This is a genomic window from Martinezella lusitana (assembly GCF_016901135.1).
Taxonomy (GTDB): domain Bacteria; phylum Pseudomonadota; class Alphaproteobacteria; order Rhizobiales; family Rhizobiaceae; genus Rhizobium; species Rhizobium lusitanum_D.
In genome coordinates this window covers 135,578-161,191 of record NZ_JAFEVL010000020.1, presented here as the reverse complement: position 1 = coordinate 161,191, position 25,614 = coordinate 135,578, and the positions used below count along the sequence as shown (strand labels likewise).

Here is a 25,614-nt window from a genome sequence, read left to right as displayed (position 1 = left end):
CGATCCCACCAATGGCCAATGAAAAAAACTCATAAAACTCCGGTCGTATCCCGCCGGTCCGGCCGGGAATCCGTGTCCATGTTCCATTGCGCTGCTGTACCAATCCTTCGTCCGTCCTGGCGACCCAGCCTAGTCGGACGAAATAAAACCACCGATCGGCGGAGGGCGGTCATCGGACATGCCCGACCAGTTCCACGCCGGCGGCGCATATGCAGCAAAGCTCGCAAAGAATCAAGTCACAACCTCTTCATTGCGCGCTTTCACCGCAGATTCCCGAATTCTGCGAAGTCATAGCACACGATGCCGGCAAGACAATCCGTCGCGACGGAGAAAGCGGATATGCCGCTGTGAATTATTCAAACACGATGGCGGGCGCGGCGCGTAGCGGTGTATTGGCCACTTGTGCCCAGACCTTGGCGGCGATCTCGCGATAGATACCGGCGACGACGCCTTCCGGTTCGGCGGCGACGAGCGGCGTGCCGGCGTCGGAGGTCTCGCGAATGCTCATGGTCAGCGGCACTTCGCCAAGGAAGGGCACGCCGATGCGTTCGGCTTCCTTGCGCGCACCGCCATGGCCGAAGATATCGTAACGCGCGCCCGTATCCGGAGCGATGAAATAGCTCATGTTCTCGACGATGCCGAGGACGGGAACCTCAACCTTGCGGAACATGTTGAGGCCCTTGCGCGCATCGATCAATGCCAGGTCCTGCGGGGTGGAGACGATGACGGCGCCGGCAAGCGGCACCTGCTGCGCCATGGTCAATTGCACGTCACCCGTGCCGGGCGGCATGTCGACGACGAGCACGTCGAGCTCGCCCCAGGCAACCTCGCGCAGCATCTGCAAGAGCGCGGACTGAACCATCGGCCCGCGCCAGATCATCGCGGTCTCTTCCTCGACGAGAAAGCCCATCGACATGACCTTGAGACCGTAATTCTCCATGGGATTGATGATGCGGCCATCGATCTGGGTGGGACGACCGGAAATCTTCAGCAGGCGCGGCATCGACGGGCCGTAGACGTCGGCGTCCAGGATGCCGACGCGCAAGCCATTGGCCAACAGGCCGAGCGCAAGATTGACCGCCGTCGTCGATTTGCCGACGCCGCCCTTGCCCGACGCGACCGCGATGATGGCGCCGACACCCGGAACGCCGATCTTGGCGGCGCGGGGCGGCTGTTGCGGGGCATGCGGATGGGAATGGGTATGCGGGGCAGCTTGCGGCGGCGCCGGGCGAGCCGCCGGGGCGCCGGCCTTCTTGTCGGCGGTCAGCGCCACCATGGCACCCTTGACACCGGGCATTTGCTTGATGACGCGCTCGGCCGCAAGGCGCATCGGCTCAAGATCCTTGGCGCGCTCGGCAGGAACAGTGATGGAGAAATAGACCTTGCCATCGGAAATGAAGACATCCGACACCATGCCGAGCTCAACGATACTGTGCTCCAGGTCCGGGCCGCGAACCGTCTTCAGCGTCTCCAGCACCTGTTCCTTGGTGATGTCTGCCATTCCATCCTCACTGCGCAATCTTCATCCGGAGCAAGGCATCAAGTCGCGCGCCTTCCGGAATCTCTATGGCTTAGATAGTGGAGCGAGAGGGCTTCGCCAAACGAAATTCAGGGCGGCTTCGACAAAAAGCGTCATCCGTTGCGGCCAGCAGGTCCGCCGGGTCTATGACCCTACCAGCCGCAACGCTCTCCCAAGACGAAAGACATTTGTGCGGGCCGGCATAAAGCAAAGTTTGGAAAGAAGTAGGGCGACGTCGCAAAAATCTTGCTTTCAACCCTACCGAATTGATCAGCGTGCCAAATAAGCAACAACCGCCGCCGATACCTTTCGCCGGGAGAAGCTAAGGCGATGGCATCGACGACGGTTGTTTGATCCGCGCGCATTGATCGGCGCTGTTATCAAAGTCCCCTCTGGACCTCTGTCTGTTAACAAGCAGGAAGCGTGCCAATTTCGTCAAAGACAGATAAGTCTATATTTTTCAAATACTTGAGGAAGATACGCCCAATTAAGCGGCGAAGCGCCGCAAAGCGCTCCATCAGTTTTTATTTGCAGCGCACAAAATTCGCTCAGGATGCTGCCTGAATTTCGTTCAATTGGGAGCAGCTCGGCCGTCGATCGCTCGCGAAACAAAATATCCGCTCGGACCGATGTCCACGAATGGGGCCTATTTTATCAGCCCGACGCGGAGCGCCTTGGCAACCGCTTGCGTGCGGTTGACGGTATCGAGCTTCTTGGTGGCCCGGTTCAGATAGTGATTGACGGTATGTTCCGAGAGCGTGAGGATTTCGGCAATTTCGGCGCTGGTTTTGCCGGCCGCCGTCCAGTTCAGGCAATCGATCTCGCGATCGGTGAGTGCATCGACAACGCGGACGTCGAGATTGCGGATCTCTGCAAGCCGATCGAAGACATGGGTTGCAATGTAGAAGAGATCCTTGACCTCTTCGCGCGAGAAAAGCTCGCGATCGCCTGCCAGCGAAACCGCTCCGCGAACGCCTGACACATCATGGGCCGGCAGGTAGATGAAGCGTGTCATGCGAAAACGCTCGAACAAAGCGACCGCGAGCTGCGACTTGCTCTCTTCCCTATTCGGGCTCGTGGAGACCTCGTAGACAAAGGGCAACGTCGAGGTGCGCAAGCGCTGCAACACCGGGCTGGTCGGCAACAACACTTCCTGATCATAGATGGACAGAAGCTCAGCCGGCCAGTTGTTGATCACCGAATTGCTCTGTAACTCGAAGGAGGTGATCGGCGGCAGATTGATGACCATGAAGGCCCGGCAACGATAGGCCTCCGTCAATCGCTTCATGAACCGAAACACATCGAATTGGGTCTTCAGCCTGCTGACTTCGTCGATGTAATCCTCGCCGCGAGGAGACGTTCCCACCTGCACCAATGCCGCCATCATCAGTCTTCTTTATGTAAAAAAGGGAAAAATACGAAATTTCCGTCTCTTGGCCCCGGGAGGTCATCGTACCAACGTCGGTAGCCGGCACTTGTTCAAATATAATTTTCTCAGGATCTCGCCCGCCTCAACGCTCGTTACTACGATGTCCGGTCGTCATTTCACCAAACCCCTTCACGCGCCCAGTAGTCACGCGAGGATAATGGCAGTTCTTACGCGCTTCTCAACAAGCAAATTCGAGATAAGCGTGCAATTTTGCTAAGGCCCAGCGCCTGAAGCATTAATTCAATGCAATTCAGCGGCCACTTGCGGAAAACATGTCGAGCTATCGCTTCGGACCCAGCCGGTTGCGCATATCCGTCATGATCGAATCGGCGGCGGCCACCACCAGGGGCGCCCATTGCTGCAATTTCTGCGATGTCACGCGATAGGCCGGACCGGTCACCGAGACGCCCGCCAGCATACCGCCATCATCTGCACGGATCGGTGCGGCAACGCAGCATATGCCGCTCTCGTGCTCCTCGCGATCGAAGGCATAGCCGCGCACCCTGATCTCCACGATATCGGCAAGCAGCCGGGCGGCATTGCGATGAGTATGCTGGGTGTAGGGTCGAAACTCGAGAGCGGCGATCCGCCCGGCGAGATCGAGATCGTCCAGTGCGGAGAGCGCCGCCTTGCCAACTCCCGTGCAATAGGCCGGCGAGGCATTGCCGATCTGGGAATACATGCGCACGGACTGTCGGCCTTCCACCTTGTCGAGATAGATGACCTCGGAGCCGCGCAAGACACCGAGATGCACGGTTTCGCCGGTCAATTCCTGCAAGTGGCGCAAATGCGGTTCGGCCACGGCGCGGAATTCGTTACGCGCCCAGCTGCGCGACGCAAGGTTCAGAAGCCGGATGCCGATAAGGTAGCGCCCGTCACGGTCGACCTCCAAAAGTCCTTCCTCGACGAGGTGAGACAATTGCCGATGCAGCGTACCACGCGGCTGATCAGACAATGAGAGGATGTCCGTGAAACGCATCGGACCATCGGCGAGCGCCACATGGTCGACCAGCGCCATGAGCTTTCCAAGCGTGCCGGTTTCACGGCCGCGGCGGCTATCCCCTTTTTCGCCATCCGAATTCAGACCCATGCGCCCTTCATTTATCGCTGGCACTGCCGCCGCATCCTTGACACGATGGAAGGGTAATCCGATAATTCCATATAGTCAAATTTCATTCCAAATAATGGAACTACAGATATCATCGATCCTGGGAGGGAAGAAACCTTGACCGAGACGCAGGCACAATTTCCCGATCTGAAGGATCGAACCGTGCTGATCACCGGCGGCGGCTCCGGCATCGGCGCGGCACTCGTCGAAGGGTTCGCCAGGCAAGGCGCGAAAGTCGCCTTCATCGACATTGCCGAAGAGCCGAGCAAGGTGCTTGCCGCCCGGCTTTCGGCGCAGTCGGCACATCCCGTCGTCTTCTATCACGCCGATCTGCGCGATGTCGGCGCCATCAGGAGCACCGTCGCAGCGGTCGAATCCGATCTCGGTGCGATCCGCGTGCTCGTCAACAACGCGGCCTGGGACGACCGGCACGATATCGACACGACCACCGAGGAATATTGGGATAATAGCCAGGCGATCAACCTCAAGCAGGTCTTCTTCGTATCGCAGGCGGCAGCGCCCGGCATGCGGGCGGCCGGTGGCGGCGCGATAATCAACTTCTCCTCGATCGTCTTCAAGATGAACCCGCCGGCGCTTTCCTCCTACGCTACTGCGAAATCCGGCATTATCGGGCTGACCAAGAGTTTCGCGGGCCGCCTCGGCCCGGAAAACATCCGCGTCAACGCCGTTCTGCCCGGCATGATCGTGACGGAGAGACAGCTTGAGCTCTGGCTGACGGAAGAAGGCATGGCCAAGACCGTCGAGCGGCAATGCCTCAAGCGCGTGTTGAAGGCCGCCGATCTGATCGGCCCGGTGCTTTTCCTCGCCTCGGACTGCTCAGGCAGCATCACCGCGCAAGCCATTACCGTCGACGGTGGCATTTTCTAGTGAAGAATCGGAGCATTTTCTTATGACTAAACCCGCATATGTCGCGGTGGACTGGGGCACCAGCAGTTTCCGGCTCTGGCTGATCGGCAAGGACGGCAGCATACTGGGGGAGCGCCGTAGCGGCGAAGGCATGACCACGGCGGCCCAGGCCGGCTTTGCCAAGGTGCTGCAGACCCATCTGGATGCCCTCTCGGCCCCAGCGGATATTCCCGTGATCGTCTGTGGCATGGCAGGAGCGCGCCAAGGCTGGGTGGAAGCCGGCTACATCGACACGCCGACATCGCTTGCCGCCATTCTCACCGGCGCGGTCGCCGTTCCCGGACAGTCGCGCGACGTTCGCATCCTGCCAGGTCTGGCGCAACGCAGCAGGCAAGCGCCTGACGTCATGCGCGGCGAGGAAACGCAGTTGCTCGGCGCGATTGCCGCCGACGCGAAGGGCGAGCAAATCGTCTGCATGCCGGGGACGCATTCGAAATGGGTGCGCGTGCTCGACGGCCAGGTCACGGGTTTCTCGACCTTCATGACCGGCGAGCTCTTTGACGTCATCACCAAGCATAGCATCCTGTCGCATGCCGTTGCCGGCAGCGCCGACATGCCCGCCGATACCGGGGCCTTCGACGTCGCCCTCAAGGCTGCTTTCGACAAGCCGGCGCTCGCTACCAGTCTGCTGTTCACCGCCCGCTCCGGCCAGCTTCTGCACGGGCTGTCGGCTGCCGGCGCCCAGGCATTGATATCAGGCACGCTGATCGGCGCCGAGATCGCCGGCGCCCTGGCTTCCGCCGGACAGGGAGCTTCCATCATGCTCGTCGCCTCCGGACGCCTGCAGACTCTCTACGAGGATGCATTCCGCACCCTATCTCTCTCCTACAAGACCATCGATGCCGATGCCGCTGTCCGTCGCGGCCTTTCCGCAGCGGCGGAAGCGATCTGGCTCAAGAACGAAAGCAAAAGCTGATGACCACCCGCATTCCCTTCCCTCCCATGAAGCGCCCGCTCATTGCCATTCTTCGCGGCATCAAGCCGGAAGAAACGGCTGATATCGTCGGCGCTCTGATCGAGACCGGCTTCACGGCCATCGAGATCCCGTTGAACTCGCCCGAACCTTTCCGCTCGATTAAGATCGCCGCCAAGATGGCGCCTGCCGATTGCCTGATCGGAGCCGGCACGGTGCTGACCATCGAGGATGTCGACAGACTGGACGGCGCCGGCGGCAAGCTGCTCGTCACGCCGAATGTCGAGCCTGCGATCATCAGCCGCGCCCGCGACAAGGGCATGGTGACAATGCCCGGCGTGTTCACCGCCACGGAGGCGCTTTCCGCGGCAAGGGCCGGCGCCACGGGTCTTAAATTTTTCCCGGCGGGTGTGCTCGGCGCTTCCGGCATTACCGCTATTCGCGCCGTGTTGCCGCCGGAGCTTGTTATTGCTGCCGTCGGCGGCGTTTCGGACAAGAATTTCGCTGATTACACCAAGGCCGGCGTTCTGGCTTTCGGTCTCGGCACCAGCCTTTACAAGCCGGGGATGACGGCGGCAGAGGTTGCCGAACGCGCCAAAGCCACCATCTATGCCTATGACGCAGCCATAGGAGCCTGATCTGTGACCGATATTCATGATTTTCAGGGCAATATTCTCTGCAATACTTCATCTGTCCTCGGAGAAGGCCCAACCTACGATCCCGATACGGACACGGTCTGGTGGTTCAATATCCTCGGGAAGGAGTTGCACGAGCTGCATCTGCCGACCGGCAAGAAGCAGGTTCATGAGCTGCCGATGATGGCGAGCGTGCTCGCCCGCGTCGATGCGGAGCGGCAGATGATCGCCACCGAAGAAGGGCTGTTCCTGCGTGACATCGCCAGCGGCGAGCTGAGCTTTTATGCGGCGATCGAGGCCGACAAGCCTGAGAACCGTTCCAATGATGGGCGCACGCATGTCTCCGGGTCCCTGTGGATCGGCACCATGGGCAAGCGTGCCGAGACGCAGGCTGGCGCCATCTATCATGTGGCCGCCGGCGGCAAGGTCACCAAGATCTTCGACCAGATCAGTATTCCAAATTCCATCTGCTTCTCGCCAGACGGCACGATCGGTTATTTCACCGATACCCGCATCAGCCAGCTCATGCGCGTGCTGGTCGATGCGGAAACGGGGCTGCCGGTGGGCGAACCGATCGTCATGGTCGACAGCATGGAAGACCCGGGCGGTCTCGACGGCTCGGTCTGCGATGCCGACGGCTATATCTGGAACGCGCGCTGGGGTTCCGGCTTCGTCGACAAGTACAGCCCGGACGGCCTGCGTATCGAGCGCTATCGTGTGCCCGCGATGCAGCCCTCCTGCCCCGCCTTCATCGGCAAGAACGCCGATCGGCTGGCGGTTACGACCGCCTGGGAAGGGCTTGATGACGAGGCCCGTTCCATGCAGCCACAAGCCGGCGCGCTTCTGGAACTTGGCGCGACGGTCAGGGGCGTTTTCGATCCGCCATACAAGCTTTGATTGTGTCCCGCCTTCGCTCTCTGCGGGTGTGAAGGCGGTGCCTGTAATACGAATTAGCGCCGTGATGCATCAAGCCATGTGTCGCCAGGGATCAGCGCGGATGTGATCCGTCGCCGACACCCCGCTCAATATCTTTAAGGTTGTTTTTCATCTACATAACAGATTGTTTTTCCATAATATTCCCTTTGACTGTAGCTTGAGTACATTTGCCTTTTGCAACTTTTAACGGAACCAAAGCCCCATTCAACCATTTGCCTTTAAGACCGGCACGATGATGGTCAGCAAACAAAGGCTTCACTCGTGCTGGTATGCATGCGCCTCTCAAAGCATGCCCATCAGAATGAAAGGTAGGTTCACGATGACTGGGAAACTCTTCACTTCCGTCGCTGCAGGCGCAATCTTTGCCACTGCATCCGTACTCTCACCAATGGCGTTTGCGCAGTCGCAGCAACCGTCGACCGGCGGTAGCGGCGCACCGTTGTCGCAGACGGCTCCGGCCACGCCCGACGCCACGAAGCCGGATAGCCCGGCTCCGCAGACCAAGGCACAGGCTCCCGCCGCCATGACTGGCACGGAACAGGCCGGTAATCTGACCGAACAGTCGGCAGACCAGATCAGTGCAAAGACCTATATGGGCCAGTCGGTTTATAACGGTCAGAACGAAAGCATCGGCAGCATCAACGACCTGATACTGCAGAAGCAGGGCGGTGTTGTCGCCGCAGTCGTCGGCGTCGGCGGCTTCCTCGGCATGGGCCAGAAGAACGTCGCCGTACCGTTCGACAAGATCAGCGCCACCCAGAATGCTCAGGATGGCACCATGAAGCTGACGACGACCGAAACGGCAGAGTCGCTGAAGGCTGCACCGGAGTTCAAGACGCTCGCGATGCAGGCTTCCGAAAAGGCGGCAAGTTCGGCGGGAACGTCGACAACGCCGGCAACGGACAACACGACGACATCGTCGACCACCAACAAGTAACGCAGGTAGTCAGATAAACGGACAAGCGGCGGCCCTCACCGGCCGCCGTTTTTATGGATTATATTTTCAGTCCTATGCGATCTCGCGCTCGCTGGCGGCTTCGAAATAATGGGTCTGCAGATAGCGAAGCGTGGCGACGCTATCGACGGGCTTGCCGAAATAATAGCCCTGCCCCATGGCACAGCCCAGCGCCTTCAATTTTGCGGCTTCCGCATGTTCTTCGATGCCTTCGGCGACCACGCGCAGCTCCAGCCCTTCACACATGGCAAGGACCGCCTTGATGATATGTTCGGAGGCTCTATCCGAATTCATGCGCGAGACGAAGGCACGATCGATCTTCACCTTGTCGAAGATGAATTCGCGCAAGCGGCCGAGGCTGGATTGACCGGTGCCGAAATCATCAAGGGAGATACGCACGCCCACTGCCCTGAGATCGGCAATGATGCGATGCGCTGTGTCGGCCGAGCTCATGACAGCCGTTTCGGTGATTTCAAGCTCCAGGCGATGCGGGTCCAGGCCGACGCGGGCGAGAATGGCAAGGACGCTGCTGCTGGTGCCCGGGTCCATCAACTGCGCCGAGGACAGATTGAAGGACAGGAAAAGCTCGCGTGGCCACGACAGCGCAGCCTCGGCAGCCTTTCGCAAAAGGGCCTCGGATAATGCGTCGATAAAGCCGCGCTCCTCGGCAAGCGGCACGAAGACGGCAGGTGAGACGAAGCCCAGATCGGGATCGTTCCAGCGGGCCAGGGCCTCGAAACCGAGAACCATATTATTGGCGAGCGAAACGATCGGCTGGAAATGCACATCGATGACATCGGAAATGATGGCATTGCGCAGCGCCTGCTCGAGCTGCGTCGCGCGCTTCATCTCCTGTGCGATCTCCTTGGAATAGACGGTGATCTGGCCACGGCCGCGACGCTTTGAGCGGTAGAGCGCGGTCTCGGCATTCTTGAGGAGATCGTCGAATTCGTCGCCGGCGAAGGGATGGATGGCAAAGCCGAAGGAGGCGGAAAGGCGAACGTTGCGGTCGCCAAGATCGTATGGCGCCGACAGCACCTCGCGGATCATCTGCCCGAATTTTTCGGCGCCGACGCGCTCAAAGACCAGCGGCAGGACGAAGGCGAATTCGTCGCCGTCATGACGGGTCACCGTCGCACCATCCGGAATGCACGCCTTGAGGCGATGCGCAACCTGGCAGAGAATTTCATCGCCGGCTTCGACGCCGAAAAGATCATTGATCGGCTTGAAGGCATCCAGATTGACGATGCCGATGGTGAAGGGGGCGGGATCGCTGGCGCGCTCAAGCGAAAGCTGCCGCGTGCGCTCGCGCATGCGATGACGATTGCCCAATCCGGTCAGCGGATCGGCATATGCCGTTGCCTGCGATTCCTGACTGACTGGCCCAAGCGGTATTTCAGCCGATTTCATATTCGATTCCGACGTTTTCTCCACCCTGAGAAAAGCATGAGGGCTAAGTCTTAACAAAGGATGGCAGGGTGACAGTCATTCGATGTGAGCTATAACTTGCCATCGGCGCTATACCATTGCGATACTTATCTGTTTTTCGCTTTGGCGGCGCCGCGCAGGTGCTTCTGGAATACCGTCTCGATGATATCAGGGCTGACCGGCTTCAGGATGACGTCATCCATGCCGGCCTCGCCGCATTCCTTGCGATCGCGCTCGAAAGCCTGGGTCAGCACACCGATGATCGGCGTATGCGATCCGCTGCCCTTTTCCGCGCCACGGATCAGGCGCGCCGCCTCGAAGCCGTTGAGGCCCGGCAGCGAAATATCCATAAGGATCAGTTCGGGGCGGTGCTCGCTCCACATTCGCGCTGCCTCATCGCCGCTCGCGGCAATTGCATAGGTGTAGCCGAGGCCTTCGAGAATCTGCGAAAAGACGATCTGATTTATATCATTGTCTTCGGCGACGAGTATCTGGATGCTGCGGCTTTCGCCGGCGGCGACCCGCCATTCCTGTACTATCCCCGGCTCCGAAATGTCTCCAAGCTCGCCACGAATATTCCGATTGAAATGACGTGCGATCAGAAACGTAAGCTCGGTAGAGAGTTGCGAACCATCGAGGGACAGGGCGGCTACGTTCTGCCGCTCGGCCAGTTCGATGCCGCGCTTGCCGAGCTGATTGTCGACGATCACAAGATCGATCTTGACGCCGTGCGCGCTTGCCACATCCAGAAACGCCGCCTCTTCGTTCTCATTATGAACGACACATGCCTCGAAGCCGTAATTCCCGAGCGTTTTCAGCGCGGCCGTCTCCGCGGCAAAATCTGATGTGACGACCAGAATCTTGCGGCCACTGAAATTCTCCGGGACGAAGGTCTCCATGGCAGCCGGACGGCGCGAAATGGTTTGTAAAGCAGCCATGGGAACATAGGCGCGCCGATAGGAGCGGTCGTTGTTCTCCCTGATCTGCGAAGCATGGGCGAATTCATCGAAATCGCCTCCGTCTTTCGGCAGATCCTGCATGGTGCCCACGAGGAAGTAACGGCCGGGTTTGCCGATGCGCTGCTTGCGCGTGACGATATCGCGCTCGACGCCGTCTCGGGCAATCTGGCGCTGCCGCGAGATCGACATCTCGCCGGTTTCGATGACATGTCGGTCGCTCTCATGAAAGCGATTGGCAAGATCGGTGGAGAAGAGATCGGTGCCCTTGCGACCCAGCATCTCGTCGGCCGCGGCCTGGTATTTATCGCAGAACGCCCTGTTGACAGCGACATAGACCAGGTTCTGGTCCTTGACGAAAAGCGGAAACGGCAGGTTGTCGAGGATGTCCTCGGTAAGCTGTACGCGCTCCATGTCGATGCGCCACTGCTCCTCGCGTTTCTTCACTTCGGAAATATCGGAGACGATGCAGACGCCAATGCCAGACGGCAGCCGGCGCTTGATGATGCGAACCCAGCGGTCATCCGAAAAATGTTCGGTCGTCTCAAACCGCTCGCGCCAGTGCGAGGCGATGCACTGCGAGATCCAGTCGTCGCGGTTGGCCGAAGACTTGGCATGGCCGCCGCCCAGAGGCCGTACGCCTGTGTCGAAGACGGCGCCCAGGAAGTCGCGCAGTCGCGTCGAGGGTCGCAGGAATTCCGGTTGGATCGGAAAGAAGTTCAGGACCTGACGGCTGGCGAACAGCAGCAGATCGTTCTTGTCGTAGGCGAAGAGGGAGCTGGAAAGTCCGTCACAGAGGGCATCAAAGAGCATTGCCTGCAGATTGCCGCCGGAAAGCGCATCTTCAGTCATCATTGCCAAGGCTGCCTTTTCAATTCCGGCAGTCATTCGTCCGATCCCTACACCCAACCAGTTTCACAGCACGAAAAATCGACAGAGCGACATTCACTCCGCCAGGCAAATTTATGAAAATATCATGCTGGCCTGGGCACTTGAAACAGATGGAACCTGGCTCATGGGAGTTGACGGCCACCAACCTGCCATCAAGAGCCTTCAGCGTGCACGGAGCGCGCCACCTGTAGTCATTTCAAGCTTCTTGTCACGCAACCTGTCATTATTCCCTTAAACATTGATTAAATTTTTTAACAAAGCCCCTGATGGAAACGGGTGGATGATGACAGGAGGATCGCCTTTCCTCTTTCCAGGCTCACGCGAATCCACGAGAATGAAGCCATGGCCATCAAGCAACTTTCCGAAACACTGATCAACCAGATCGCCGCGGGCGAAGTCATCGAGCGGCCAGCAAGTGCCGCCAAGGAGTTGATCGAGAATGCGCTGGATGCCGGCGCGACGCGCGTCGAGATTGCCACGGCTGGTGGCGGCAAGGCGCTGCTGAGGGTAACCGACAACGGCTCAGGCATGGAAGAGGCCGATCTCGAACTTGCAGTCAGGCGCCACTGCACTTCGAAAATCTCGGATACGCTGGAGGATATTCGCACTCTCGGCTTTCGGGGCGAGGCCCTGCCCTCCATCGCTTCCGTGGCAAGGCTGTCGATCGCCAGCCGCAGGACGGGTGCGGCCGGCGGCACGGAGATCGCTGTTGCCGGCGGCAAGGTGCTGCATCTGCGCCCCGCGGCGGCCAATCCCGGTACGATCGTCGAGGTGCGCGACCTGTTCTTTGCGACGCCCGCACGCCTCAAATTCCTGAAGACCGAGAGGGCGGAGGCGGCGGCGATCACCGAAGTCGTCAAACGCATGGCAATCGCCTTTCCGCGTGTGCGCTTCGTGCTGTCGGGCAGCGACCGCTCGACGCTTGAATTTCCCGCAACTGGCGACGACCATCTCGCCCGCATGGCGCAGATCCTCGGCAGCGACTTCAAGGACAATGCCATCGCGCTCGACGCGGTGCGCGAGGATGTGAGCCTCACCGGCTTTGCCGGCGTTCCCACGTTCAATCGCGGCAACTCGGCACACCAATATGCCTTCGTCAACGGCAGGCCGGTGCAGGACAAGCTGATCCTGTCGGCGATCCGCGGCGCTTATGCCGAGACCATTCCCTCCGGCCGCTACCCCGTCGCCGTCCTCTCGCTGACGGTTGACCCGGCGCTTGTGGACGTCAATGTGCATCCGGCGAAATCCGATGTGCGCTTCCGCGATCCCGGCCTCGTGCGTGGCCTGATCGTCGGCGCGATCCGCGAGGCGCTGGCCCGGGAGGGCGATCGTGCCGCGACAACGGGCGCCGACGGCATGCTGCGCGCCTTCAGCGCCGGCCGCTCAGGTTTCCAGCCGGGATGGCGGCCATCGCCTGCGGCCGCTCCTTGGACGCCAGAAGCATCGCCATCACGCCCTTATGAGAGGACCGCGACAGCGGGAGGATACGGTTTCACGGAAAGACCTCAAGCTGCCTTCGACGGGCTTGTCATGCCCACTGCCCGCGCCGAGGCCTCTCCGCCGATCGAGCCGGTGCGCGCCGAGGAGCCAGCCCGCTTTCCGCTCGGGGCGGCCCGCGCCCAGTTGCACGAGAACTATATCGTCGCCCAGACCGATAACGGCCTTGTCATCGTCGATCAGCATGCGGCGCATGAACGGCTGGTGTTCGAAGCGATGCGCAAGGCCCTGCACTCGAAGCGGCTGTCCTCGCAGGTCCTGCTGATCCCCGAGATCGTCGACCTGCCGGAAGAGGATTGCGACCGGTTGATGGTGTTTGCCGAAGAGTTTGGCGAGCTTGGCCTTGCCGTGGAGCGCTTCGGTCCTGGCGCAATTGCCGTGCGGGAGACGCCGGCCATGCTTGGCGAGGTCGATGCGCAGGGCCTGATCCGGCAGTTGGCCGATGAGATCGCCGAGTGGGATACGGCCTCCGGGCTTGCCGCCAAGCTGGAATATGTGGCCGCGACCATGGCCTGCCACGGTTCGGTACGCTCAGGGCGGCGGCTGCGGCCGGAGGAGATGAACGCGCTGCTGCGCCAGATGGAAGCGACGCCGGGCTCGGGCCAGTGCAATCACGGCCGGCCGACCTATATAGAGCTGAAGCTCTCGGACATCGAACGGCTCTTCGGACGCAGCTGAAGACGCCCAGTTTCGAAAGGACTGGAAAAGTCCCGTCCGGCGCGGTATGGCAAACAGGTGACAGAGATCGAGGACGCTGGCAGATGAATCTTTTCGAGGGACATGGAAACCGCGAGGCGAAAGTTCGCTACCTCGACGGCGATTTCCAGATCCTGATGCCGGGCTCCTACGTCATCTGCGCCATGACCGGCCAGCGCATCGCGCTCGATGAGCTGCGCTACTGGAGCGTTGCCCGGCAGGAACCTTATGCCGACGTGATGTCCTCGCTGGAGGCCGAAAAGCGGGCCGGCGCGCTTCCCAACCAGAAACGCTGAGTATCTTGGCTTGTGCCCTGGCACAGGCCGACAGCTTTAGCCGCTTTTGCCGATCCTTCCTTCCCGTAAACGCCGTTCGCGAGCTGTCGCGATCGCCCTCTCGATGATCAGCTCCGGAGCGTGCGGATCGTCGAAGACCATATCGATCTCGATGACGCGGCAACGCTCGAGCAGCTCATCGGCGCGGCCGTGATGGCCGATCAGGCGAACGTAATCCTTTGATGTCGTGACGATCTCCAGATCCTCGCGGGACGCAATGTCGAGAATATCGGAAACCTCGTCCTCGCTCGGATGCTCATGATCGCCAAAAGTGCGGGTCACTGCGATATTTGCGCCAAGCGTCTCGACCGTGCGGAAGAATTTGCTTGGGTCGGCGATGCCGGCGAAGGCGAGCACATTGCGGCCGCGCAGATCCTCCTGGCCGCGCACCCTAACGGAGGCGGCGAAGAAAGGCTTTCCGGCCCGCGCGGCAAGCCGAACGATGCGATCCGCGGCATTGCCATCGCCGACCTTCAACAAAGCGGATGCATAGAGAAGCTGCGTGCGCAACGGCGCGCGCACGGGACCGCCGGGAACGAGATGGCCGTTGCCGATGCCTCTGCCGGCATCGATCACGACAAGCGCATAGTCGATGGCGAGATGCGCGCTCTGGAAACCGTCATCCATGATGATGAGATCGGCGCCTTCACGCACAAGCCGCTCCGCGCCGTCGGCACGGCGGCGTGCGATGACCGTCAGCGCCTCGCGGGCAAGCAGCAGCGGCTCATCGCCGACAGCCGTGGCATGATGATGCTTGGGATCGACCACAGTCGTCACATCGAGCGATCCGCCAAAGCCCCGGCTCAGAAAGCCCGGCGTCAGGCCCCTGGCTTTTGCAACCTTGGCCAGAGCGAGCGCCGTCGGCGTCTTGCCGGCCCCGCCGACCGTGAAGTTGCCGACGCAAATGACCGGTACCGGCACGGAGGCACGAAGGCCATTCACCATGCGGTGCCCGGCAATGCGGCCATACAGGAATGAGAAGGGTGAGAGCCCCCAGGCACGCCAATCCGGTTTTCGCCACCAGAAAGGTGGTGCTTCCGATACCATGCGTCTAATCCAGCCTCACCCTTGTGCCTTCAGCAAGGCGGCAGGAAAGGGCAAATCGGGTGAAAAAGCAAGCCTTTGACAAGATCACGCCGACTGAGCAACCGGCATGAGCAGGCTCTCCAGTTCTGTAATGTCGTTGAGGCAATAGTCAGATGCGGCCGTCAGCGTCTCGCGCGAGCCGGTCCCCGTCAACACGGCAACAGTCAGGCCCACGCTGGCGTTGCGCCCCATGTGGAGATCGTGATTGTTGTCGCCGACAACGGCGACCTGTGCTGGCGAAAGACCGGTTGCCGCATAGAAGCCGAGCACCATGCCCGGCTCCGGCTTGGTGCCGAAACCGCTGTCGTAGCCGGCGATGTAATCGAGATAGTCGATGAAACCGAAGCGGCGGGCGGTCTGGCGAATGGAGCGTTCGTTGTCGCTGGAGGCGACCCCGAGCTTGTAGCCCCGCTCATGCAGTCGGCGGAAAAAGCCGGCGAGATCGGTGACTGGCGAGGAAAAATCCGCCGCATGCGCAAAGAGTGCGTCAAGCTTCTCTATCAGCTCCGACACATCAACTTTCGAGCCGGCCGCCACGAGCCCTTCGGAAATCTGCCGTGTATTGCCTGCTGCCAGCAGGCTGTCCGGCACGATATGGCCTGTTTTGGGATCCATGCCGCATGCGGAAAGCAGATGATCCGCGAGGGCGGCATCGCCTTGCGCGGCAATTCTCGCTAGCTCGCGATTAACCGGCAACCAGCTCGCGTCATAGTCGAGCAGCGTGCCGTCCTTGTCGAAAAGAATGCCCGCAATCGCTCCCAGCTTGACCGCCGCCATGCCCTTCCCTTCTTAACCGTTCGCAATCGTCTTCGGCAGCAGCCGCGCCTTCACCGTAAGCGGATTGATATAGGGCTCGAGCCCCTTGATCGTTGCTGCCAGTGCTCCGCGCATATCATGCACGGCCACGAAACCGGCATCGATCATACCGCGGCGCGCCGTGTCGTTGGTCAGCAAATAATGCACGCCGCGCGCCAACATCTCCGTGTCGCGCACCATGCGGGCACTGCCGCGACGGGCGAGCACCTGATAGGCATCGCGGAAATTCTGAACATGGCCACCGGTCAGGATCGCGCAGCCGAGCATCGCGGGCTCGAGCGGATTCTGGCCGCCCTCGTTGAACAGCGATTTGCCCATGAAGGCAACTTCGGTCATGCGCAGATAAAGCCCCATCTCGCCGATCGTATCGCCGAGGAAAACATCCACATCGGATGACAGTATATTGTTGCGGGTGCGGCGCGCCACCTTCAAGCCCTGCTCTACGAGCATCGCCTCGATCGCATCTGAGCGCTCGGGATGGCGTGGCACGATGATGGTGAGCTGGCCGTTATGCTCCTTCAGCATCTTGTGGACGGAGGCTGCAGCGCCCTCCTCGCCCTCGAAGGTCGAGACCGCGGCCCAGGTCTTGCGGCCGCCGATCTGCTTCATGTAGCCGGCAAGCGTTGGCGCATCGTAGGACGGTGCGTCGGTATCCACCTTGAGATTGCCCGATCTGGTCACCTGCAAGGCGCCGAGATCGCGGAAGCGCTCGGCATCGAGATCGGACTGGGCAACGACCAAAGCGAGATTTTCAAACAGCGCTTCGGCAAGCGAGGGATGCTTGCTCCAGCGGGCATAGGAGCGGTCCGACATGCGGGCATTGACGAGGATCTGCGGGATGCGCCGGCGACCGAGCTCGGTGATGGTCGTCGGCCAGATCTCGGATTCGGCGAAAATCGCGCAATCGGGCTGCCAATAGTCGAGGAAGCGCCTGATCGCGGGCTTGAGATCGAGAGGTACATATTGATGAATGACTTCCTCGCCGAGACGCTCATGCGCCACCTTGGCCGAGGTGATCGTGCCGGTCGTCAGAATGACGTGAATGTCGCGGCGACGGATTTCGCGGATCAGCGGGATGACCGCCGAGGTCTCGCCGACGCTTGCGGCATGGAACCAGATCAGCGGCCCTTGCGGGCGGTTGGCGCTTGCATAGCCGGAGCGCTCCAGCTTGCGGGTACCATCCTCCTTGCCCTTCGCGGCACGAACCGCGAGGTAAGGCCCGATGAACGGATAGACAGCGATCCCGCCAAAACGATAGGCGCTCAAGGCAAAGCGCGCCCTGAGGCTGCTCATCTCGATCGACTCCTATCCCAGCTGATCATCATCGATGCCAAATCCCAATTATCAAACGGCCGAATAAACGGCCGATTTTTCGTTCTTATTGTGTCAAAGATACTGTTTCACGGCCGGATTTAAAGCGATAACGCCTCATCGGAGGGAAATATCAAATGCAAATTTCGGTATGAGACGGCCTCAAGATGCCGCTTTTTCCTGCGGATCGAGCAGACGATGCAAATGGACGATGAAATAACGCATGTGGGCGTTGTCGACAGTCTGCTGCGCCTTGGATTTCCACGCCGTCAAGGCACTCGCATAATCGGGATACATGCCGACGATATCGAGTTCGTTGAGGTTGCGGAACTGGACCTCTTCGAGGTTTTCCAATTCACCACCGAAGACTAGGTGCAGGAGCTGCTTTTTGCCGCTGGTATCAGTCATTTTCGTCTCTTTCTACTCTCGTCCCCCTCCGCCCTTCATCTGCGGGATTTTGACCAAAAGGTCAACCGTCTCGCCTGTGCGAAAGCTGGCGGAGAAATTCAGGAAGCTGCGATGCCGGCGCGCCGCAAAGCTCCTCATGCGATACCTCGGCGCGATTGTAACGCAGCGCATTGCCCGAGAGATCGACGAGCGCGCCGCCGGCCTGCTCCAGAATGAGGTCGGCGGCTGCCAGATCCCAGTCGTGGGAATTGCGCTTGACGATCGTCCCTTCCAGGCGACCGTCCGCAACCATGGCAAGACGATAGGCAAGCGAGGGGATGTGTTTTACCCGTTCGACCGTCTTGCGGAAATCCGGATCGAATCCGCTAAGCATGTCTTCGCCAGTCGCCAACCGATGAGGATCGTCGCCCAATCTTTGAGAGACATGGATCGGCTTGCCGTTCTTCGACGCCGCGCCTCCGGCGGTCGCCACGAACAGCTCATCCAGGGAAGGCGCGTACAGAACCCCCGCTACCGGGCGACCATCGGTGACGACGGCGACGCTGACGCACCACAAGTCCGATCCCGCAAGGAAGCCCCTGGTGCCGTCGATCGGGTCGACGACGAAGACGGTTTGATGCGACAGCCGATCGGCGTCATCATCGGTCTCCTCCGAAAGCCAGCCATAGCCGGGGCGCGCCGAACGCAGGATAGCGGCAAGGCTTTCATTGGCGGCAAAATCGGCGGCGCTCACCGGAGACTGACCGCCATTCTTCCACCAGACCTCCGGCGATTGCCGGAAGAAACCGAGAGCGATCCTGCCTGCCTCGAGCGCGGCCTCGACAATCAGGTCCACATCGCTCAGCTGGCCGGCCTTCTGGCTATCGCTCATTCACAGGTTCCAATCTCGACTTACTCCTCAGCGTCCGGCCAGCGTCATGCCTTCGATGGCGAGCGTTGGGGCGGCGACGCCGAAATCGCGGTCGATATCGTTGGCCTGCGTTACGCGCATGAACATGTCCTTCAGGTTGGAGGCAATCGTCACCTCCGAAACCGGGAAGGTCAACTCCCCATTCTCGATCCAGAAGCCCGTGGCGCCGCGGCTGTACTCGCCGGTGATCATGTTGACGCCCTGACCGATGAGTTCGGTGACGTAGAAACCGGTTCCGACACTGCGGATCAGCTCCTCCGGGGAGATATCGCCCGGTTCCAGCGCCAGATTGGTGGAGGACGGGGATACCGTCGTGCCGCCGCGAACGCCGCGGCCGTTGGTCTTGAGGCCGCCGCCGATCTCGCGCGCGGCTGAGGTGGAGAGGAACCAGGATTTCAGCACGCCGTCCTCGATCATGACGAGCCGCTTGCCGGAGACACCTTCGCCGTCGAAGGGCCGCGAAGCCGGGCCGCGCACGATCAGCGGATCGTCCGTGATCGACAGACCGGCCTTCAAGACCTGCTGGCCCATCTTGTCGCGCAGGAAGCTGGTCTTTCGGGCAACGGAGGCGCCGTTGATCGCGCCGGCGATATGGCCGACGAAACCGCGCGCGACGCGCGGATCGAAAACGACGGTGACGTTCTTATCCGTCGGCACCTGACGCGGATTGATGCGCTTGACGACACGGTCGCCGGCGCGGCGTCCGATCTCCTCGGCCGTATCCAGCTCGGCGAAATAGAGACGGCTGTCGAAATCGTAGTCGCGCTCCATGCCGGTGCCCTCGCCGGCAATCACGCTGACGGAGCGGCCGAAGCGCGATCCCATATAGTGGCCGGCGAAGCCATGCGAGGTGACGAGAACCAGGCCGCCCATGCCGGCGGACGCAGACCCGCCCACGGAATTGCTGACGCCGGGCACGGCGAGCGCCGCAGCTTCCATCGCAAGCGCTGCTTCCCGCAATTCGGCGGAGGAAACCTCTGTGGGATCGAAGAGTTCGAGATCGGGGTAGCTCTTGGCAAGGTCGGCTTCGTCGGCAAGGCAGGCAAAAGGATCTTCCGGCGATACCTTGGCCATTGCCACGGCGCGCTCGGCAAGCGCCTGCAGATCGAAACCAGGATTGGCGGAAACGCTGGCGACACGGTTACCGACGAAGACCCTCAGCGAGAAATCATCGCTTTCGGAGGACTCAGTGCCCTCGACCTGGCCGAGGCGAACGCTGACGGACTGGGCTCGCGATCGCACGACGACGGCATCGGCCGCATCCGCCCCGGCTTTCCGGGCTAGATCGATCAACTGGCTGGCACGGGAAAGCAGAGCGGCGGAATCGATTTCAGAAGACATGATTTGGCCTTTCATTCGCGTTCCATTTATTGTGCACTACATAAAGCATCAAGGGCGGCAAAGCCGATTCTTGTTCTAAACCCTTCACGCATGGCTGTTTATCATGGTCATGTGTCGCAACACCGCCTGCCCTACGGAAAGAAACAGACGATGTCCGCCCCCAATAGCCTTTTCACCGAAACCCTGATGCTGCTCGGAGGCGCTGTCGTTACGGCGCCGATCTTCAAGAAACTGGGGCTGGGCACAGTGCTCGGCTATCTGGCGGCCGGCGTGGTGATCGGCCCGATCCTGCACGGTATCGGCGACAGCGAAGCCGTGCTCGCCGTCGCGGAGCTGGGCGTCGTCTTCCTGTTGTTCATCATCGGCCTCGAACTGAAGCCATCGCGGCTGTGGCAGATGCGACGCGATATTTTCGGCCTCGGCTCCGCGCAGGTGATCCTGAGCGGACTGGCGCTGACTCTTGCCGCTTATCTCAGCAATATTGCCGGCTGGCAGGGCAGCATCATCATCGGCTTCGGCCTCGCGCTCTCCTCTACCGCCTTCGCGATGCAGATCCTGGAGCAGCAGGGCGACGTCAACACGAAGTACGGCCAGCGCTCCTTCTCCATGCTGCTGCTGCAGGATCTGGCGATCGTGCCGCTGCTTGCGCTCGTCACCGTTCTCGACGGGCCGAAGGAGGCCACCAATCCCCTGCCCGATCTTGCGGTCGCCGTCGGCGCGGTGGCGGCGATGATCATCGCCGGTCGCTATCTGCTGACGCCGCTGTTCCAGGTGATCGCCCGCACCGGCGCACGCGAGGCGATGATTGCCGCCGCCCTCCTGGTCGTCATGGGATCGGCGACCTTGATGCAGCTTGCCGGCCTCTCGATGGCAATGGGCGCTTTTCTCTCCGGCGTGATGCTGGCCGAATCCTCCTACCGTCACGAGCTGGAAGCCGATATCGAGCCCTTCCGCGGCGTGCTGCTCGCCATTTTCTTCATTGCTGTCGGCCTGTCGCTGAAACTCGACGTGATCGTCGACAACTGGGTGCTGATCCTGCTTGCCGTCCCCGTCGTCATGATCGTCAAGGCAATCGTGATTTACGCGCTCTGCCGTGTGGCCGGCTCGCCGCATAACGACGCCGTCCGCATCGCCGGTCTGCTGCCGCAAGGCGGTGAATTCGGCTTCGTGCTGTTCAGCGCGGCCAGCGCCAGCGGCGGCCTCTTCTCGGCCAGCACCGCATCGATGCTGATCGCCATTGTCACGCTGTCGATGGCACTGACGCCGCTCAGCGCGGCGCTTTCGAAACGCCTGATGACGGCGGATACGCAGGAGGAACTCGACGAGGATTTCGAGGGCGCCGGTTCTGACGTGCTGATGATCGGCTTTTCACGTTTCGGCCAGATCGCCGCGCAGATCCTGCTCGCCAGCGGCCGGGACGTGACCGTCATCGACTTTTCCGCAGATCGTATCCGCCAGGCGTCGAGCTTCGGTTTCCGCATCTATTTTGGCGACGGCACCCGTAAGGAGGTGCTGCGCTCCGCCGGCATCGATCGCGCCAAGATCGTCGTCGTCAGCACGCATCTGCGCGAGGTTACCGACAAGATCGTCGAACTCGTCCAGACGGACTATCCGCATGCGAGCATCTTCGTCCGCTCCTATGACCGCGTTCATTCGATCGAACTGCGCCACAAGGGCGTGGATTACGAGCTGCGCGAGACGCTTGAATCCGGTCTGCTCTTCGGCCGGCGCACGCTGGAAGCGCTTGGCGTCAGCGAAGCCGAAGCCTATGAGATCGGCGAGGATATCCGCAAGCGCGACGAGCAACGGTTGATTCTGCAGGTGAGCGAAGGGCTGCAAGCCGGCCGCGACATGCTCTATTCGCGCCCGGTCAAGCCGGAGCCGCTTATCAAGCCCAAGCGCACGGCCGACACGTACAGCGACGCCGACGATCTCGTGGCGCTGCCGCAGGAGGAGCCGGAGCGGGCTTAGTTCTTCGCTGTTATCACCCGGTCGAGGGCGAATTTCAGTTCGTCCTTGACGCCGGCGGACATCGCGAGAATCTCGCGCGCCTTCAGGAAGTCCAGTACGCCGGTGCGGCCGACGGCCGGTCGCAGGAAGATTTGCGGTGCCTGCAGGCGGAGCTTCAGGGCGATGTTGGACTGCATGGTAAGCTGGCCGGCGCCGAACAGGCTTTCGATGCGGTTCGGAATATGCCTGCCATTGCCTTCCGGGCCGCCGACGACGTCGATGCCGATGATGATATCGGCAAGCCCGGCCAGATGCTCATAGGGAACCGGGTTCATGATGCCGCCGTCGATCATCACCCGTTCGCCGAGTTTGACCGGCATGAAAACGGCAGGGATGGCGGCGGATGCGGCAAGAACCGGAAAAAGCTCGCCCTTCTCGATCACCACCTCGGCCTGCTCGTAATAATCCGTCGTCACGACTTTCAGCGGTATGTGCAAATCCGCAAAACTCTCAGGAAAGGTGGTCGGCAGGAAAGTGCGCAGGATGCGTTCGAGATTGAACTGACCGAAGCGGATGCTGCGCATGTTTACCGGCCGCAGACTCCAGATCTTGTTGAGCACGGCAGGGCGATTGCCGACCGTTGCGAGCGTATGATCGCGGATCTCGGCGCCGCTCATGCCGACCGCCATGGCCGCGCCCATGATCGAACCGATGGAAGCCCCGGCGATCGCGACCGGGCGAATGCCGAGTTCGTCCAGCGCCTCGATGATATGGATATGGGCGAGACCGCGCGCACCGCCGCAGCCGAAGGCAACTGCCACGCTCGGCGTGCTGGAGACAGCAAGCGTATAGTCGCTGCCGACGAAATCAGCGTAGTCGCCCATCTTTCTCTCCTTCCCCCGTTAGGCCGCCTGTGGCTGATAACGGAAGAAATGCATCTTGCTGTCGCCGAAGGTCCGCTCCTCCAAAAACAGGAAATCCGACGGTACGGCAACCGTAACGTCTGCCCGTTCTTCGAGGATAGCCAGGGCGCCCGGCACGAGCCAGCCGCCGGCGGCAGCGGCCGCAAAGGCCTTCTCGCCCATCCCCTTGCCGTAGGGTGGATCGGCGAAGAGAAAATCGAAAGGTTCGAGGTTACCGACGCTGCCGAGATCCGTCGCATCGCGCCTCAGCATGCGCGTGCGGCCGTGCAGGCCGAGCGCATCGATATTTTCCCAGAGCAGGCCACGGCCCTCGACACTGCTTTCGACGAAAAGCACATGGCGGCAGCCGCGGGATGCCGCTTCCAGCCCGACTGCGCCGGTGCCGGCGAAAATATCCATCATCCGCGTGCCGTCCATGGCTTCGGGATAGGCATGGCTCAGAATATTGAACAGGCTCTCGCGCGTGCGATCCGCCGTCGGACGAATATCGTTCGACTTCGGCGTTGCAAGCGAGCGACCGCGAAACTCACCGCCGACGATCCTCACCGCGCGTCAACCCTTTCCGCCCTTGGGGCCGCCCCTACCGGGGCCACCACGGCTCGGGCCGCTGCGACTTGGGCCACTGCGACTTGGGCCACCGGCCGGACGGCCTGCGCCGCCGGGCTTGCCTGAGAAACCACGCGAACCGCCAGGCTTTCCAGCCGGCTTGCCGCCAAAGGATTTGCCGCCGCCCGGCTTTTTGCCGAAGGGCTTGCCGGCCGGCCGGTCACCGAAAGAACGTTCGCCCTGTGGGCGGTCACCAGCGGGCCGATCGCCACGCGGCGGACGATCCCCAAATGGGCGATCGCCGCGAGGACGTTCGGAACGCTGCTCGCCATCGAAAGACCTTGCGCGCGGACGTTCCTCGCCTTCGGCGCGGGGCCGGCGGTCGTCACGGGGACGGTCGCTGAATGGCCTATCGCCACGGGGCTTATCACCATAAGGGCGAGCACCGCGTGGCTTGTCGCCGAAGGGACGGTCGCCACGCGGCGGGCGATCCCCGACTGGGCGCTCACTACGGGGACGCTCAGAGCGGGCTTCGCCCTGGAAAGATTTCGCGCGGGGACGGTCATTGCCCTCCGGCCGCGAGCCACGTTCACCGCGGGGACGATCGCTGAACGTCCGCTCGCCACGAGGCTTGTCACCATACGGACGGTCACCACGGGGCTTATCGCCGAAAGGACGGTCGCCACGGGGGCGATCTGAGCGCTTGCGATCGGAACCTTCGTCATCACCGCGCGACTTGCGCGGTGCTTCCTCGCTCGAACGGATCCATTCACCATCCGCCTCGTCGACGCGATTGACGCGAACGCGGGGGCCTTCGTCCGGACGGTCGAAACCGCTGCGTTGCGGACGCTCGGGCTCGCCGCGCTTGGCAGCAGTTCTGGTATTCTTGGCAGCTTTAGCGGCCGCCTTTTCGCCGAGCGGACGGGCACCGGGCGCCATCCAGACATTGGCGCTGCGGCGCGATCCAAGCGGCTGGCGCTTCGGGCGGTCATCCTCCTTGCGGCCACCTTCGCGACGCCCCTCGTCGCGACGATCATCGCGTTTGGTGTCGAGGCGGCTCAAGGCGCGCGCGCGCTTGTCCTCGGGACGCTCGCGGTCACGCCTCGGGCGCTCTTCCTTTGCGGTATGTGCTGCCGGTTTGGCCTCGGCCTCATCCTCGTCGGCAACTGCCGGGGCATTGTAGAGCGGCGCATCGAAATTCGCCTTGGCATCCTCGACCAGACGCGGGCCGAGCTGATCGCGCAGCGTGCGGCCGCGCACTTCCACTACGCGACCTTCCGGCAGATCGCCAAGCTGGAACGGGCCGTAGGAAATGCGGATCAGGCGGTTGACCTCAAGACCGAGCGCGCCCATCACGTTCTTGATTTCGCGGTTCTTGCCTTCGCGCAAGCCCATGGTGATCCAGACGTTGGATCCTTGCGTGCGGTCGAGCGTCGCCTCGATCGAGCCATAGAGCACGCCGTCGACGGCAATGCCTTCCTTCAGCTTGTCGAGCGCGTCCTGATCGATCTCGCCATGGGCGCGCACGCGGTAACGACGCAGCCAGCCGGTGGTCGGCAGTTCCAGCACGCGGGCGAGCCCGCCGTCGTTGGTCAAAAGCAGCAGGCCTTCGGTATTGATGTCGAGACGGCCGATCGACATGACGCGCGGCAGTTCTTCGGGCAGGTTGTCGAAGACGGTCGGGCGCCCTTCCGGATCGGCATTGGTGGTCACCAGACCGGCAGGCTTATGGTAGAGCCACAGGCGCGTGCGCTCGATGCCGCGGATCGGCATGCCGTCCACTTCGATCTTGTCAGTGAGGGTCACGTTGACGACTGGCGTATCCAGCAGCACGCCGTTCAGCCTGACACGGCCGTCCATGATCATGCGCTCGATGTCGCGGCGCGAGGCCACGCCGGCGCGCGCCATCACCTTGGAAATGCGTTCCGCCTTTCCGTCTCCGGCCGTTGCCTCATCGGTAGCGCGGGCTACCGCGGCCTTTACCGGCTTCGTGCCATCGCGTTTAATCGTCTGCTTGTCGCCAGCAAAGGGTTTAGACCCAGGCCGCTTGGGCTTGTCATTCATTGTCATTTGTTGTTTGCCTGAGTTTTTAAGGCGT

General features: G+C 61.4%; 22 protein-coding genes. 8 read left to right on the top strand and 14 right to left on the bottom strand.

The features are described 5' to 3' along the window. Window positions 1-352 precede the first annotated feature (352 nt). The 3 genes from apbC to JTP94_RS07890 form a co-directional block, all read right to left on the bottom strand. Window positions 353-1,501: an iron-sulfur cluster carrier protein ApbC gene (gene apbC, locus JTP94_RS07900; RefSeq protein WP_204849977.1), complete on the bottom strand. Its 1,149-nt coding sequence runs from the start codon at window positions 1,499-1,501 to the stop codon at window positions 353-355. Window positions 1,502-2,165: 664 nt separating this feature from the next. Then, window positions 2,166-2,906, bottom strand: coding sequence for a LuxR family transcriptional regulator (locus JTP94_RS07895; RefSeq protein WP_204849976.1), 741 nt, complete (start codon window positions 2,904-2,906; stop codon window positions 2,166-2,168). Between the two features lie 322 nt (window positions 2,907-3,228). After that, on the bottom strand, window positions 3,229-4,038 hold the full coding sequence (locus tag JTP94_RS07890) for an IclR family transcriptional regulator (protein ID WP_204849975.1): 810 nt from the start codon (window positions 4,036-4,038) through the stop codon (window positions 3,229-3,231). Window positions 4,039-4,173: 135 nt separating this feature from the next. Between JTP94_RS07890 and JTP94_RS07885 the strand changes: the two genes are divergently transcribed. The 5 genes from JTP94_RS07885 to JTP94_RS07865 all read left to right on the top strand — a co-directional run bounded on the left by JTP94_RS07885 (window position 4,174) and on the right by JTP94_RS07865 (window position 8,404). Further along, entirely contained in the window at window positions 4,174-4,944 is a 771-nt protein-coding gene (locus JTP94_RS07885) for an SDR family NAD(P)-dependent oxidoreductase (protein WP_204849974.1), read from the top strand. A gap of 22 nt (window positions 4,945-4,966) precedes the next feature. Then, window positions 4,967-5,899, top strand: coding sequence for a 2-dehydro-3-deoxygalactonokinase (locus JTP94_RS07880; protein WP_204849973.1), 933 nt, complete (start codon window positions 4,967-4,969; stop codon window positions 5,897-5,899). Further along, window positions 5,899-6,534 (top strand): 2-dehydro-3-deoxy-6-phosphogalactonate aldolase, encoded by a 636-nt coding sequence (locus JTP94_RS07875; protein WP_204849972.1) that lies wholly within the window; start codon window positions 5,899-5,901, stop codon window positions 6,532-6,534. The genes JTP94_RS07880 and JTP94_RS07875 overlap by 1 nt, the downstream gene beginning before the upstream one ends. Before the next feature lie 3 nt (window positions 6,535-6,537). Then, complete coding sequence (locus JTP94_RS07870; protein ID WP_204849971.1) at window positions 6,538-7,428, top strand: SMP-30/gluconolactonase/LRE family protein; 891 nt, start codon at window positions 6,538-6,540, stop codon at window positions 7,426-7,428. Window positions 7,429-7,786: 358 nt separating this feature from the next. Beyond that, window positions 7,787-8,404, top strand: coding sequence for a PRC-barrel domain-containing protein (locus JTP94_RS07865; protein WP_204849970.1), 618 nt, complete (start codon window positions 7,787-7,789; stop codon window positions 8,402-8,404). A gap of 72 nt (window positions 8,405-8,476) precedes the next feature. Here the strand turns inward: JTP94_RS07865 and JTP94_RS07860 are convergent, their stop codons facing one another. Both JTP94_RS07860 and JTP94_RS07855 read right to left on the bottom strand, forming a co-directional pair. Then, entirely contained in the window at window positions 8,477-9,832 is a 1,356-nt protein-coding gene (locus JTP94_RS07860) for a bifunctional diguanylate cyclase/phosphodiesterase (protein WP_204849969.1), read from the bottom strand. 125 nt (window positions 9,833-9,957) lie between these two features. Beyond that, window positions 9,958-11,694: a response regulator gene (locus JTP94_RS07855; RefSeq protein ID WP_204849968.1), complete on the bottom strand. Its 1,737-nt coding sequence runs from the start codon at window positions 11,692-11,694 to the stop codon at window positions 9,958-9,960. Window positions 11,695-12,039: 345 nt separating this feature from the next. On the opposite strand from JTP94_RS07855, the gene mutL reads away from it, so the two are divergent. Further along, on the top strand, window positions 12,040-13,872 hold the full coding sequence (gene mutL, locus JTP94_RS07850) for a DNA mismatch repair endonuclease MutL (RefSeq protein ID WP_204849967.1): 1,833 nt from the start codon (window positions 12,040-12,042) through the stop codon (window positions 13,870-13,872). 83 nt (window positions 13,873-13,955) lie between these two features. Further along, on the top strand, window positions 13,956-14,186 hold the full coding sequence (locus JTP94_RS07845) for a DUF2093 domain-containing protein (protein WP_047560846.1): 231 nt from the start codon (window positions 13,956-13,958) through the stop codon (window positions 14,184-14,186). A 36-nt stretch (window positions 14,187-14,222) separates the two neighbouring features. Here the strand turns inward: JTP94_RS07845 and lpxK are convergent, their stop codons facing one another. The 6 genes from lpxK to JTP94_RS07815 all read right to left on the bottom strand — a co-directional run bounded on the left by lpxK (window position 14,223) and on the right by JTP94_RS07815 (window position 20,097). Beyond that, a complete protein-coding gene (gene lpxK / locus JTP94_RS07840) occupies window positions 14,223-15,272 on the bottom strand; it encodes a tetraacyldisaccharide 4'-kinase (protein ID WP_204849966.1) in 1,050 nt (349 codons plus the stop codon). Window positions 15,273-15,356: 84 nt separating this feature from the next. Then, window positions 15,357-16,088: an HAD family hydrolase gene (locus JTP94_RS07835; protein WP_204849965.1), complete on the bottom strand. Its 732-nt coding sequence runs from the start codon at window positions 16,086-16,088 to the stop codon at window positions 15,357-15,359. Between the two features lie 12 nt (window positions 16,089-16,100). Next, window positions 16,101-17,420 carry a lipid IV(A) 3-deoxy-D-manno-octulosonic acid transferase gene (waaA, locus tag JTP94_RS07830; protein ID WP_204849964.1) on the bottom strand — a complete coding sequence of 440 codons (1,320 nt, stop codon included), beginning with the start codon at window positions 17,418-17,420 and terminating at the stop codon, window positions 16,101-16,103. Window positions 17,421-17,600: 180 nt separating this feature from the next. Continuing rightward, on the bottom strand, window positions 17,601-17,846 hold the full coding sequence (locus tag JTP94_RS07825; protein WP_034508466.1) for a DUF4170 domain-containing protein: 246 nt from the start codon (window positions 17,844-17,846) through the stop codon (window positions 17,601-17,603). Between the two features lie 61 nt (window positions 17,847-17,907). Further along, window positions 17,908-18,717, bottom strand: a complete 810-nt coding sequence (locus JTP94_RS07820; RefSeq protein WP_204849963.1) for a 3'(2'),5'-bisphosphate nucleotidase CysQ — start codon at window positions 18,715-18,717, stop codon at window positions 17,908-17,910. A 27-nt stretch (window positions 18,718-18,744) separates the two neighbouring features. Beyond that, complete coding sequence (locus tag JTP94_RS07815) at window positions 18,745-20,097, bottom strand: TldD/PmbA family protein (protein ID WP_204849962.1); 1,353 nt, start codon at window positions 20,095-20,097, stop codon at window positions 18,745-18,747. Between the two features lie 150 nt (window positions 20,098-20,247). Between JTP94_RS07815 and JTP94_RS07810 the strand changes: the two genes are divergently transcribed. Further along, window positions 20,248-22,068: a monovalent cation:proton antiporter-2 (CPA2) family protein gene (locus JTP94_RS07810; RefSeq protein WP_204849961.1), complete on the top strand. Its 1,821-nt coding sequence runs from the start codon at window positions 20,248-20,250 to the stop codon at window positions 22,066-22,068. On the opposite strand, the gene JTP94_RS07805 is transcribed toward JTP94_RS07810, so the two are convergent. The 3 genes from JTP94_RS07805 to JTP94_RS07795 are packed head-to-tail and all read right to left on the bottom strand — an operon-like array spanning window position 22,065 to window position 25,586. After that, window positions 22,065-22,931, bottom strand: coding sequence for a patatin-like phospholipase family protein (locus tag JTP94_RS07805; RefSeq protein WP_204849960.1), 867 nt, complete (start codon window positions 22,929-22,931; stop codon window positions 22,065-22,067). The genes JTP94_RS07810 and JTP94_RS07805 overlap by 4 nt on opposite strands. 18 nt (window positions 22,932-22,949) lie before the next feature. Then, the gene (rsmD, locus tag JTP94_RS07800; RefSeq protein ID WP_204849959.1) at window positions 22,950-23,516 is read right to left on the bottom strand and encodes a 16S rRNA (guanine(966)-N(2))-methyltransferase RsmD; all 567 of its coding nucleotides are present in this window, start codon (window positions 23,514-23,516) and stop codon (window positions 22,950-22,952) included. Window positions 23,517-23,522: 6 nt separating this feature from the next. After that, window positions 23,523-25,586, bottom strand: a complete 2,064-nt coding sequence (locus JTP94_RS07795) for a pseudouridine synthase (protein ID WP_204849958.1) — start codon at window positions 25,584-25,586, stop codon at window positions 23,523-23,525. Window positions 25,587-25,614: the final 28 nt, after the last annotated feature.